This window comes from Bradyrhizobium tropiciagri, assembly GCF_018130505.1.
In the GTDB taxonomy this organism is placed as follows: Bacteria; Pseudomonadota; Alphaproteobacteria; order Rhizobiales; family Xanthobacteraceae; genus Bradyrhizobium; species Bradyrhizobium tropiciagri_B.
This window is the reverse complement of sequence record NZ_JAFCKH010000016.1, coordinates 121095-133761: the sequence shown is the minus strand read 5'-3', so window position 1 is coordinate 133761 and position 12667 is coordinate 121095. Positions and strand designations below refer to the sequence as shown.

The following is a 12667-nucleotide window of genomic DNA, read 5'->3' as shown; positions in this document are numbered from 1 at the left end:
GCGCAGTCGCGCCGCGGCTCACACGATATGCCAGTCGCCGGGAACGACGCCCGCGTTGGCCGCAGTATGTGCGGTGGCAGGCTGCGCGTTGTTCCAGATCGTGAGCGTGTCGGTGTTGCTGTCCTGCCAGAGGATGTCGTCGTGGCCGTTGCCGTCATAGTCACCAATGCCGACGATATGCTCGGAGCCCGGCATCGCGCCTGGACCGGAGATCCAGTGCGCGCCGGCGATGCTGCCGTTGTCCCAGATCGAGACCGTGCCGTTGTCGTTTTGCCAGAGGATATCGTCGTGGCCGTTGCCGTCGAAATCGCCGGTGCCGACGATGTGCCAGTTCGACGGCACCTGGCCCGCGCTGGCGATATAGTGCGCGCCGTTGATGCTGCCGTTATCCCAGATCGAGACCGCGCCGTTGTCGTTCTGCCAGAGGATGTCGTCGTGGCCGTTGCCGTCGAAGTCGCCGGTGCCGACGATGTGCCAGCTCGACGGCACCTGCCCCGCGCTGGCGATATAGTGCGCACCGTTGATGCTGCCGTTGTTCCAGATCGACACCGTGCCGTTGTCGTTCTGCCAGAGAATGTCATCGTGGCCGTTGCCGTCGAAGTCGCCGGTGCCGACGATGTGCCAGCCGGCGGGAACAACGCCGGCGGCGGCGAGCGTTTGCGCGGCAGCGGGCTGGCCGCCGTCCCAGACGAAGACTGCGCCGTCGTCATCGCGCCACAGGATGTCGCTGGCGCCATTGCCGTCGAAATCGCCGATGCCGGCAACGTGCTGAGAGCTCGGCACGATGCCCGGACCGGATATCCAGTGCGCATTACTGATATCGCCGCTGCTCCAGACCGACATGGTGCCATTGTCGTCGCGCCACAGGATGTCGTCGTGACCGTCGGCGTTGAAGTCGGAGGGCACCAGCAAATCCGCGGGCGGCATCGGTGGAGGCGGAGGTGGTGGGGGCGGCGGCGCGGCGAGCGATCCGACGAAGCCGTGCTGGCCCTGCGCGTCGTTGTAATACCCGAAAATGTCGCCGGCCGCGTCGACGCCGAGAATGTTGGTGTCGGTCGCACCCGGCATGTCGACAGTGGCGATGATGCCGCCGATGTCCGTAAAGCCGTGAAGGTGACCCGAGCCGTCGGCGTAGTTTCCGACCAGTTCGCCCGCCGCGTTGATGGCGGTGATCTGGGTTTCCGCAGAGCCGGCGATGTCGAAGGAGTCGATGACGCCGTTGCTGTCGATCAGTCCGTGGTCGTGCCCGGACGGATCGGCGTAGTTGCCGGCCACCAGACCGGCGTTGCTGACGCCGACGAGACTGGTCGTATATGCGCCCGGTCCGTCGATGACCGTGGTGACGCCGTTCTGAATGATGAAGCCGTGATTGTGATAGGTCGCGTCGGAATAGGTGCCGACGATCTCACCGGACGCGTTGATCCCGGACACCGACGTTCCGCTCGATCCACTGACATTGACGATGGAGAACACACCGTTGATGTCGACGAAGCTCTCGACCGTGCCGAAGCCGAGATAGAAGTCGCCGAACATGTTGCCGGCGTCGTCGAGCCCGGAAAGAATGGTGTATTCGTTGGGCGCGAAATTGTACTGCGTCACGCTGCCATTGTGATCGATGAAGCCGTTCTGCCGATTGGCGTAGTCGACGTAGTCGCCGTAGATCACCCCGCCGGCCGTGACGAAGACGCCGTTGGTGTCGCTCGATCCCGGCGGATCGAACGTCGTTCCAACCGACTCACCGCGTGCAGCCACGAAGCCGTGGAAGTAGGAATCGCCGTCGCCATCGGTGTAGCCGTAATACCCGACCGCATCGCCGGCCGCATCGACGCCGGTGACGCCGATATAGGTGTAGGTGCCGGCCGCGGCCGGAACGTCGATCGATCTGAAGCTGTAGGCCGTCATATCAAGGCTCCTGGCTCACCGCCGCATCGCACCGCAATTGTGTCGTCGTGCGACGCGCGAACGTTCGAGCGGCGACGCCGCCGGCAGCGCTCCGGCGCGTTAAATTTTGCTAACGTCGAACGACGTCTGCCGATGACGCAGGCCCGCGACGCCGCGTTCGCGCCGTTTCAAAACATTTCCAACGCATCATCCCGGCAACGGAAGGACTTCACCCGTGCAAGTCTCCGCATCTGAACCGCACGCTCGCCCAGAGCTGGTCACGACGCCGCTGCTCAGCGTCAACAACATCGAGGTCGTCTATGACGACGTCATCCTGGTGCTGCGCGGCCTCAGCCTCGAGGTGCCGAAGGGCGCGATCGTGGCGCTGCTCGGCGCCAACGGCGCCGGCAAGTCGACCACGCTGAAGGCGATCTCCGGCCTGCTCAAGACCGAGGACGGCGAGGTCACGCGCGGCGAGATCCTGTTCGAGGGCCAGCGCATCAACGGCATCGATCCGGACAAGATCGTGCGTCGCGGCATCTTCCAGGTGATGGAGGGCCGCCGCATCGTCGCCGACATGACGTCGCTGGAGAATCTGCGGCTCGGCGCCTTCACCCGCCGCGACAACGAGGTCGGCAGCGATATCGACATGGTGTTCAAATATTTCCCGCGCCTGAAGGAGCGCACCGGTCTTGCCGGCTATCTCTCCGGCGGCGAGCAGCAGATGCTGGCGATCGGCCGGGCGCTGATGGCGCGCCCGAAGATGATCCTGATGGACGAGCCGTCGATGGGCCTGTCGCCGCTGCTGGTCAAGGAAGTGTTCGCGATCATCAAGGAGATCAACCGCGATCTCGGCGTCACCATCCTGCTGGTCGAGCAGAATGCGCGCGCCGCGCTGTCGGTCGCGAGCCACGGCTACATCATGGAGCAGGGCAAGGTGGTGCTCGACGGCTCCGCCGACGAGCTGCGCGACAACGAGGACGTCAAGGAATTCTACCTCGGCGGCGCCGGCGACCAGCGCAAGAGCTTCAAGAACCTGAAGAGCTTCAAGCGGCGCAAGCGCTGGTTGTGAGCCGGCCGGCGTTTGAATGAGGCAGGATCGATCAGCGTGACGATGCGTCAGACCAAAGCAGCTCTAGCCGAGCACCTGCTCCGCTTCCGTCACGGCGCAGAGCACGTGGTAGAACGACGAGGCAGGAATGGTGGCGACCAGCGAGTTGCCGTCACGGTCGAACTGGTCGTACCAGCCGCCCACGACCGGATGGCTGAGATAGTGCCGCTCGAGCAGCAGCAGCGCCGCGCGCGCTTCGTCCGCCGCTCCGCTCTCGCCGGCCTCGGCCTGCGCGATCCAGGCCTTCGCCAGCTCGCTCTGCGGCCACAGCCGCCGCGTGTGACGGCGGATGTTGCCTTCAGCATCGCCCTCGTCGACCAGGCAGCCGGTCGCCGCATCACGGTAGCGCAGCGCCGATGCCAAGAGCTCGCCGCGCGGGCGCCCGGTCGGGCAGCCGGTGATCCGCTCGAAGCCCTTGAGCAGCCACACCCACTCCGCGAGGTGGCCGGGCTCGACGCTGACGGGCGGAATCTTCGACCAGTCCTCCTCGAAATATTCGCCGAGCACGCGTGCCTGCTTGTCGTAGAGACTGGCGAGAAACAGCGCGAAGAACTCGCCGGCGCGGTTCTGGAACGACAGATCGTGGGTCGCATCGAAGCAGGCGATGATCGCCTCGAACAGGTGCATCTGCGGGTTCTGCCGGCGCGGCATCGACGGCGGCAGCCCTTCCTGAAAGCCGCCATGCGGCGAGCGCAGCTGGGCGTCGAGGAACGCCAGCAGGGTGTCGATCTCGGCGCGTATCTGGGCGTCCTGGTCGAGGCCATAGGCGGTCGCGAGCGCGAGCAGCACGAAGGCGTGGCTATAGGTGTCGCGCGAGGCGTCGCCGACGCCTCCGTCCGCCGTCAGGCTGTAGACGAAGCCGGGACGGCCATCCGGCGCCTTGGCCTTGGCGAGCAGGTACTCCAGCCCCTTCAGCGCGATCGCGCGGCCTTCCGGATACCAGCCCATCTGCGCCGCCTTGGCGTAGCAATAGATCTGGCGCGCCTGCACCAGCACCCGGCGCGGAGCGGCGTGATCGGCGCTGCCGTCCTGCTGCAGCCGGTCGATAAAGCCGCCGGCCCCGGCATCCCAGCCCACCGTCGACCACAGCGGCAGCGCATGGTCGATGATCCGGCTCTTCAATCTCGCGACGACGTCGGCCGCTCCGTCCTGTGCTTCAGCCATCATAGTCCCTGGAACAGTCCCAACGTCCGTAAACGCCGTCTGATAGCACGCACGAGGCGGCGCGCAACCCGCGCGAATCTTGCCAAGGACCAGCCATGACCGACCATTACGACACCCTCGAAACCCGCGATCCGGCCGAGCGCGAGGCGGCCTTGTTCGCCCGCCTCCCCGAGGTGCTGCACCAGGCGATGGCCGCCCCCGCCTACGCCAATCTCTTGAGGGGCGTCGATCCGGCCTCCGTCACCGGCCGGGACGCGCTGGCGCGGCTGCCGGTGCTGCGCAAATCGGAGCTGCCTGCCCTGCACAAGGCCGCTCCGCCGTTCGGCGGCTTCGTGGCCGGCAATGCGGGCTCGTTCGCCCGCCTGTTCACCTCGCCCGGCCCGATCTTCGAACCGGAGGGCCGTCAGGCCGATCCCTGGCGCGGCGCGCGGGCGCTGTTCGCGGCCGGCTTCCGCGAGGGCGACGTGGTGCTGAACACCTTCAGCTATCACCTCACCCCGGGCGGCTTCATCTTCGACGCCTCGGCGCGGGCGCTCGGCTGCGCGGTGATCCCGGCCGGTCCTGGGAATACCGAGCAGCAGTTCGAGCTGATCGAGGCCTACCGCCCGGTCGGCTATAGCGGCACGCCGGACTTCCTGAAGATCCTGCTCGATGCCGCCGCAAGCGCCGGCCGCGACGTCTCCTCGATCAAGCGCGCGCTGGTCTCCGGCGCTGCGTTCCCGAAATCGCTGCAGGAGGAAATGAAGTCACGCGGCATCGAGGCCTACCAGGCCTTCGGCACCGCCGACCTCGGCATGATCGCGTTCGAGACGCCGGCGCGCGAGGGCATGACCGTCAACGAGGACCTGATCCTGGAGATCGTCAAGCCCGGCACCGGCGATCCGGTGGCGCCCGGTGACGTCGGCGAGATCGTCGTCACCTCGCTCGATCCGCACCATCCCTGGATCCGCCTCGCGCTCGGCGACCTGACCGCGGCGCTGCCGGGGAAGAGCCCGTGCGGGCGCACCAACCTGCGCATCAAGGGCTGGATGGGCCGCGCCGACCAGACCACCAAGGTCAAGGGCATGTTCGTCCGGCCCGAACAGGTCGCCGAGATCGGCAAGCGGCATCCCGAGCTCGGACGGCTGCGCCTCGTCGTCAGCCGCGCCGGCGAGACCGACGTGATGACGCTGAAGGCCGAATGCGCCTCAGCGGCGAAGGCGTTGCAGGACGAGGTTGCGGCGACGCTGCGTGCGGTCACCAAGCTCGGCGGCACTGTCGAGATGGTCGGCGCCGGCGCGCTGCCGAACGACGGCAAGGTGATCGCCGACGAGCGGTAGAGCCGGCGCTTGCGATCTCATTAGTGACGGCTGTGTTCGTCGGGCAGCACGGCCCAATAGTTCCGGCCGTTGGTATTGGGGTTGCTGTTGTCGCTGGCCGAAAACACCACTCCCATTCGCCAGTGGGAAAATCGCCCGGCCCCCAGTTTCGCGATGTCCGCGAACGAATTGTGGCCGGGCCCGAGCGGCACGCCATCCTCGTAGATGATGATCGGAGATCGCTGCGGATCCGCCTTCTCGTCGTCGGCCCACTGCGAAAGGCGATTCAGCGTCTCCGGACTGCTCAGGTTGGCGTAGGCATAGGTCTCGAACGGCTTGACCAGCCGAACCACGATCTTGCCCCTTGGGACCAGATTGACGTAGCTGTGATCAACCCACGCCGCGAGCGGGAAGTAGAGAACGAACAATGCAGCAACGGCTGCGCTAAACCTGACCATCGACGCTCGACAATTGTACCAACCGCACCGATGCAAGCCTGCTTCTTGATCGTATCATCGGTGCACCTCCGTTTTGGCAACTTCGGTTGCGCGAATGCTAGCATAGCCGGACGCGCGTCGCGATGGCCGAATTGGCCGGTGCCGGCTTCCCGGTTTGAGCACTGTTGAGCCGATTGTGTTGCAGCACGGCACACTGTACGGTTGATATGGAGAACGAAGCTGCCCGCACCACCCGAGCGAATGCCGCAGGACCCGAACGGCCTCCGCGGCGACCGCGCAACGAGACCGGCCGTATTCTTCGATCGGGACGGCGTCCTCAACAGGGATATCGGCTACCTGTTCGAGAGCGACAAACTGGTGTGGATCGACGGCGCGCGTGAGGCGGTCAAGGCGGTCAACGATGCCGGCTATTTCGCGTTCGTGGTCACCAACCAGTCCGGCGTCGCGCGCGGCCTCTATGAGGAGGCGCATGTCGAGGAGCTGCACCGCTGGATGGCGGACGAACTCGCCGGCATCGGCGCGCATATCGACGCCTTCGAATACTGCCCGTTCCACCCCGAAGGAAGCGTTGAGCGCTATCGGCAAGTGAGCCATCGCCGCAAACCTGCGCCCGGCATGATCAACGACCTGCTGGCACGGTTTCCGGTCGATGTCGAGCGCAGCTTTCTGATCGGCGACCAGCCGACCGATCTGGAGGCCGCGCGCGCCGCCGGGCTCAAGGGCTACCTGTTTTCGGGACCCGATCTGGAACTGTTCGTCAGGCCGCTGCTGCAAATCGGCTGATCGACCGCGCGATGGCCGGCCGTTGCGCCGGCATGGCGGTTTGACGGCCCAAGACGCTTGAGCACGGTGCCGCGATCACCTACAGAGCGGGTTTTGAGACAGTGGCCAACCGAAAGCAATCCGCCCCGATGCCGTCCGCATCCGAAAAGCCAGTCCGTCGGGAAACGTTCAAACGGATCGTTTTCGCCACCCAGTTCTACCCGCCGGACCCCACCACGACCGCAACTTATGTCGGCAAGATCGCCGGCGCCTTCGCAGCCGATGCCGAGGTCGTGGTGCTGTCCGCGACCAAGGGGTCCGCGTCCGCTGCGGATGGTGACCGCGCCAATCCGCGGGTGATCGAGCTGCGCAGCCTGCAAGCCAGCAAAGCCTCGATCGTTTGGCGGGCGCTGGCGGTTGTCGCCCTCGCCGCCTCGATGTTCTTTGGGGTGCTGAGGCAGGCGCGCCGGGGCGACCTGGTGTTTTGCGTGACGACGCCATTCACGCTGCCTTACGCCGTCGTGCTCGCCGCCAAGCTGCGCGGCGCGGCGACCGCCCTGCTGATCTACGATCTCTATCCCGAGGCGCTGGAAGCAGGCGGCTTCATCAGTGCGACATCGCTGGTCAACAGAAGCCTGCGCTTCCTGAACGGCATCATGTTCAGGGCACTGGACGGCATCGTCGTGATCGGCCGCGACGTCCCTCCGCTGCTCTTGAAATATGCGGGCGTCAGGCCCGAGAAGCTTCACTTCATTCCGAACTGGACGTTCCTGTCGGTGGGATATCGCGAACCGGCGCCATCGAACTGCTTCAGGCCGCGCGACAGTGCGCATCTGGTGGTCGGTCTGTCGGGCAATCTCGGCTTCACCCACGATCCGACCACGGTGTTCGAGGCAGCCAGAATTCTCCGCGACGAGGCCAATATCCACTTCCTGTTGTCGGGCTGGGGCGTCGGCTGGAAACAGCTCGGCGACCTTCAATCGGCGGCCAGGCTGCCCAATGTGACGCTGCTCGATCCGGTGCCGGCCGCGGATCTGGTCGAATTCCTGTCCGCTTGCGACGTCTGGGCCATCCCCTATCGCCGCAACATGGCCGGCGTCTCGATTCCCAGCCGTCTCTACAATCTGCTGGCGATCGGGCGTGCCGTCATGGTCGGCTCGGAGGACCATTCCGAAGCGGCGATCGAGGTTCGTGACGAGAACATCGGCTGGGTGGTCCCGCCCGAGGATCCTGTGCGCCTTGCGGAGGCGATCCGCGCGGCTGCAGCCGATTTGAACGAGGTCGCGCGGATGGGCCGGTCAGCGGCGGTCGCCGCCGAGAAGTTCACCGAGGCGGCGGCGCTGGCGCGCTATCGCGACGTCATCGCCCAGATCAAGGCTGAGCGCTGATCTAGAACTTGCGCACCAGATCGATCACCTCGTCCTGCTGCGGCCGGGAGATCTCGGCGAACATCGGCAGCGAGAGGATCTGGCCCTGATCGCGGTGCGCGTTCGGAAATTGCTCCGGACGGTGGCCGAGCCGCGCATAGGCCGCCAGGAACGGCAAGGCAGTCGGATAGTTGATCGCGGTCTGCACGCCGTTGGCGTTCAGATGCGCCGCCAGCGCATCGCGGCGCGGATGCCTGATCGTGTAGAGGTGGTAGACGTGGCTGCGCTCCGGCGCGACCTCGGGCACCACGACGTCCTCGATCTGGTTCAGCCCGGCGTCGTAGACCCTCGCGGCTTGCTGCCGCGCCTCGGTCCAGGCCGCAAGATGCGGCAGCTTCGCCGACAGGATCGCGGCCTGCATGCCGTCGAGCCGGCTGTTGATGCCCTCGATGCGGTGCTGGTGCTTCACCAGCCCGCCATGGCGCGCCAGCATGGTCATGTGCTCGGCAAGTGCCGCATCATTGGTGACGACGGCGCCGGCATCGCCCATCGCGCCGAGATTCTTGCCCGGATAGAACGAATAGGTCGCGGCCTCGCCGAACGTTCCGACCATCTTGCCCTTGTAGCGCGCGAGATGCGCCTGGGCGCAATCCTCGATCACCCAGAGCTTGTGCTTGTTTGCAATCGCCATGATTGCGTCCATGTCGGCGGGCTGCCCGTACAGATGCACCGGAATGATGCCGACCGTGCGCGGCGTGATCGCGGCCTCGATCGCCGCCGGATCGATCGTGAAAGTGCCGGCCTCGGTGTCGCAGAACACGACATTGGCGCCGGCATGGGTGATCATCGCCGCGGTCGAGATCCAGGAATGCGCCGTCGTGATCACCTCATCGCCGGGCTGCACCTTCAAAGCCCGCATCGCGAGGTAGAGCGCATCGGTGCCGTTGGCGCAGGAGACGCAATGGGCGGTCTCGGACGCGGCCGCGAATTCCTGCTCGAAGTCGTCGACATAGCTGCCGCGGATGAAGGCGTTGTCGCGGATGACGGCGGCGATCGCGGCGTCGATCTCGCCCTTGATGTTCTGGTATTGCAGCTGCAGGTCGGCGAATGGCACCGTCATTGAGCGTCCCCTATTGGCTCGCCAGCAGCCGGCGCGCCGGATTGCCGGCATAGGTGCCGGGCGTGTTGATGTCCTTGGTCACGACCGCGCCTGCGCCGATGACGACGTCGTCGACGATCCGAACCGGCATGATGGTCGCGTTGGAGCCGATCGAGACGCGGTTGCCGATCACGGTCTCGCGCCACAGTTCCTTGCGGCCGCGCGCCGGTCCGCCGGTGGAGAACGTGTCGTTGACGAACATCACGCCGTGGCCGACGAAGCAGTCCTCGCCGATGGTGACGAGTTCGCAGACGAAGGCATGCGACTGCACGCGGGTGCGCGCGCCGATCACGACGCCCTTCTGGATCTCGGTGAAGGGGCCGACGAAGCAGTCGTCGCCGATGCTGCATCCGTAGAGGTTGCACGGCTCGACGATCTTGACGCGCGCACCGAACGCGACGTCGCGAACGCCGGCTTGATGCACCTCCGGCCGGTTCACGAGGCGACGCCCAGCCGGCTCAGCCGCGGCGTGAAGCGCAGCGCGACTTCCGCGCCGGTCTCGATCGATTCGTAGAGCGCGGAGATCAGCTCCAGGCTCTTGCGGCCCTCGAGCCCGTCGACCAGCGCCGAGCGCTGGTTGATCAGGCAATCGACCACGTGGTGGTAATAGGCCTGGTGGCCGAAACCGTAGACGTTGGGCGGATTGACCGAGAACTTCTCGACGACGTCCTTGTCCGACGGCAATTCGTCGATGAAGCGCCAGTGCCGGATCTGGTTGACCGCGAAGCCGGAGATTTCGACCGTTCCCCGTTCGCCGAGGATCGAGAGCGATCCCTCGAGATCGGTCGGACGCGCCGCAGTGGTGGCTTCGATGATGCCGAGCGCGCCGTTGCGGAATTTCAGCGTCGCGACGGCGGTGTCCTCGGTCTCGATCCTGGCGAGCGCGGTGGTCGCGCGCGCATGGACGCTGACGACGTCGCCGAAGAACCACTCCAGCATGTCGACATGGTGGCTGGCCTGATTGGTCAGCACGCCGCCGTCATAGGCCCAGGTGCCGCGCCAGTCGTCCTGGTCGTAATAGCCCTGGTCGCGGCACCAGCGCACGCGTACCGTGCCCAGGATCAGCTTGCCGAAGCGGCCGGCGTCGAGCGCCTCGCGCGCCTTGACCACCGGCACGTTGAAGCGGTTCTGCTTGACGATGAACATCTTGACCCCGGCCTCGTCGCAGGCCCGGATCATGTCGTCGGCGTCCTGCAGCCGCAGCGCCATCGGCTTCTCGACCACGACATGCTTGCCGGCTTTGGCACAGGCGATCACGTGCGCCGGATGCAGCCCGCTCGGGGTCAGGACCGCGACCGCGTCGACGTCGTTGCGCGCCAGAAACTCATCCATGTCGTAATGGGCGGGAACGCCGAACTTGCCGGCGATCGCGTCGGCGCGCGCCGGGACCGGATCGCAAACCGCGACCAGCTTCGCCCCTTCGATGTGATTGCCGCCCAGCAGGTCGGAATGACGCTTGGCGATACGCCCGCAACCGAGCAGGCCAAATCTGATCATGCAAAGGCCCTGTGTTGGCTTATCTCTTGGCTTATCGTTTTTGGCTTATCGCAAGCCATTACGACCGGCCCAATCGCCGAGGGAACAAGCGGCCTTTGGGGGCCGCACGATACCGTCCATTACTCGGAAAACTCGCAACAAGGCAAGGCGCTTATGCGGCCCCCGGGCCAGCCGGCAGGGGGAATTCCGGTGTCCGTGGCCCACCGGTGCCCGGCACGGCGCGCCGCGGAGCAATCAACCCTGCCGTTCAATCGCTGACACAGGCGTCGCCGCGGCCGGTGCGGCGATAGAGCTCGACCGACAGCGGCGGCGTCACGTCGTCGAACGCCCGCGCATCGATCCGCTCGAAGCACTTTGCCAATCCGCGCGTCACCAGCGGGGCATCGGGAGCCCAGATCAGCCAGGACGGAAACCGGTCTGGCCGCCGCTGCACGAGAAGGAACTCGTAGTCGTTGCGCATCCAGTTTTCGGCGGTCGAATCGGTCCAGAGCGACAGCTCCGCGATCTCTGCCGTCGCCACCGCTTTCTGCTCGGCCGTCAGATTGTCGTTGAGCTTGCGGTAGAACGACGTCAGGGACAGCGCGACGGGAGAAATCCGCGCGTCGGCATCGGCCAGTGCCAGCGGAATCCTCGGATCCATGCTGACGAGGCCGACCAGCGAATTTGCCGGCAGATGACCCTTGAGGGCCGCGCCGATGCGGCGCACCTCGCTCGGAAGCGCGCTCGCCTGATTGCGAATCGATGGCAGCCGGTTGCTCCCCGACAGGTACCAGGATTGCAGCGACGCCAGCACCAGCGCCGCCGCCACCGCTCCGGCCGCAACCGGGCCGCCGGGCGCTTTGCGCCGCGGCGGCCCGGACCATCCGCTCAGCGCCAGCGCGCCCGCGAGCGCACCGAAATAGTTGAAATAGTTCGCGTAGCCCTGGATGCAGATCGGGCAATAGGATTGCGCGCCGAAGTGGTGGAACAGCAGCAGGAAAAGGTAGGCGGCGAGGAATGTCGCAATCCATCCCCGGTTCGGCGAGCGGCGGAACACCAGCACGCCGAGGGCGAAGACCGCCGCGGCGAGCGGCACGACGTGGTGCGCCACGAGCCAGTTCAGCATCATGTCCGGACCGAACATGTAGGACAACAGTTCGGGCAGGCTGCGGCTCGGTACGCCCTGCATCAGCAATTGCTGGCTCAGGCTCATCGCATGCGGGTACGGCATCACGCCGGCACGGGACAGCCAGTCCGTGACGATTGGAAACCACAGCGAGACATAGACGAAACGTTGCCCCCACAGCCACGCCAGGCTCAGCCATGTCGCGACGAAAATGCCCGCCGCGAACGCATAGACGCGCCAGCGATCGCGGCCGGCCCTGACCCAGACGATCGCGAGACTCAGCGCAATGAACGAAACCAGGTTGATCCTGACGAAATAGATCATCGTCAACACGACGCCGAGCGCGATGGCGAGGGCGTAGCCGGCATTGCCGCGCATCGTCAGCATCAGATGCAGCGCGATCAGTTGCAGGCAGATCGCAAATGCGTAGGGGGTAGCGCTGCTGAAATAGAAGACGCTGTCCTCGGTGAGTGCAAAGACGATGATCGCAAAGACGATCGGCCAGATCCCGCAGTTCAATCGCCGCAGCAGGCCTGCGAGCAGGCCGATGTTGATCGCGGTGATCAGCACGGTGTCCGATCGCGAGGCGATGACGCCGTGACCGACCATCCACTGCCAGAGGCCGATCACATAGTAGATCAGCGGCTGATACCAGGTCGCATCCTCGGCCGAATAGGGACGGACGGCGCCGCTGACGTACCACCACGATTTCAGGATGTAGGCAGCCTCGTCCGGCCATGTCCCCTGCCGCGACACCGCGAGCGCGGAGACGCCGAGCCACAGCACGACGACGAACGCGAGGGCGGCGAAGCCCGCGGTCCGAAGGCGCCTCTCGCTTAGTGTGCCGATCGTCTCGTCCATCGCC

General features: G+C 65.8%; 11 protein-coding genes. 4 read left to right on the top strand and 7 right to left on the bottom strand.

Translation table 11 applies throughout. The features are described from left to right. Positions 1-18: 18 nt before the first annotated feature. Positions 19-1902 carry an FG-GAP repeat domain-containing protein gene (locus tag JQ633_RS32705; protein WP_211989942.1) on the bottom strand — a complete coding sequence of 628 codons (1884 nt, stop codon included), beginning with the start codon at positions 1900-1902 and terminating at the stop codon, positions 19-21. A gap of 214 nt (positions 1903-2116) precedes the next feature. On the opposite strand from JQ633_RS32705, the gene JQ633_RS32700 reads away from it, so the two are divergent. Then, positions 2117-2953, top strand: coding sequence for an ABC transporter ATP-binding protein (locus JQ633_RS32700; protein WP_211989941.1), 837 nt, complete (start codon positions 2117-2119; stop codon positions 2951-2953). Between the two features lie 63 nt (positions 2954-3016). Here JQ633_RS32700 and JQ633_RS32695 read toward each other — a convergent pair whose 3' ends face one another. Beyond that, a complete protein-coding gene (locus JQ633_RS32695; protein WP_433995714.1) occupies positions 3017-4159 on the bottom strand; it encodes an AGE family epimerase/isomerase in 1143 nt (380 codons plus the stop codon). Between the two features lie 92 nt (positions 4160-4251). Here JQ633_RS32695 and JQ633_RS32690 point away from each other — a divergent pair, with 92 nt between their 5' ends. After that, positions 4252-5475 (top strand): phenylacetate--CoA ligase family protein, encoded by a 1224-nt coding sequence (locus JQ633_RS32690; RefSeq protein WP_211989940.1) that lies wholly within the window; start codon positions 4252-4254, stop codon positions 5473-5475. 20 nt (positions 5476-5495) lie between these two features. Here JQ633_RS32690 and JQ633_RS32685 read toward each other — a convergent pair whose 3' ends face one another. Continuing rightward, the gene (locus tag JQ633_RS32685) at positions 5496-5912 is read right to left on the bottom strand and encodes a hypothetical protein (protein WP_211989939.1); all 417 of its coding nucleotides are present in this window, start codon (positions 5910-5912) and stop codon (positions 5496-5498) included. A gap of 240 nt (positions 5913-6152) precedes the next feature. Here JQ633_RS32685 and JQ633_RS32680 point away from each other — a divergent pair, with 240 nt between their 5' ends. Continuing rightward, a complete protein-coding gene (locus tag JQ633_RS32680) occupies positions 6153-6695 on the top strand; it encodes an HAD family hydrolase (protein WP_211989938.1) in 543 nt (180 codons plus the stop codon). A gap of 128 nt (positions 6696-6823) precedes the next feature. Further along, positions 6824-8062, top strand: a complete 1239-nt coding sequence (locus tag JQ633_RS32675) for a glycosyltransferase family 4 protein (protein WP_211989937.1) — start codon at positions 6824-6826, stop codon at positions 8060-8062. A gap of 1 nt (position 8063) precedes the next feature. Here JQ633_RS32675 and JQ633_RS32670 read toward each other — a convergent pair whose 3' ends face one another. From JQ633_RS32670 to JQ633_RS32655, 4 genes are all read right to left on the bottom strand, one after another. Continuing rightward, positions 8064-9161, bottom strand: coding sequence for a DegT/DnrJ/EryC1/StrS family aminotransferase (locus tag JQ633_RS32670; protein WP_211989936.1), 1098 nt, complete (start codon positions 9159-9161; stop codon positions 8064-8066). Positions 9162-9171: 10 nt separating this feature from the next. Next, entirely contained in the window at positions 9172-9639 is a 468-nt protein-coding gene (locus tag JQ633_RS32665) for an acyltransferase (protein ID WP_211989935.1), read from the bottom strand. Continuing rightward, complete coding sequence (locus JQ633_RS32660; RefSeq protein WP_211989934.1) at positions 9636-10697, bottom strand: Gfo/Idh/MocA family protein; 1062 nt, start codon at positions 10695-10697, stop codon at positions 9636-9638. The genes JQ633_RS32665 and JQ633_RS32660 overlap by 4 nt, the downstream gene beginning before the upstream one ends. A gap of 247 nt (positions 10698-10944) precedes the next feature. Continuing rightward, a complete protein-coding gene (locus JQ633_RS32655) occupies positions 10945-12663 on the bottom strand; it encodes a hypothetical protein (RefSeq protein WP_211989933.1) in 1719 nt (572 codons plus the stop codon). Positions 12664-12667: the final 4 nt, after the last annotated feature.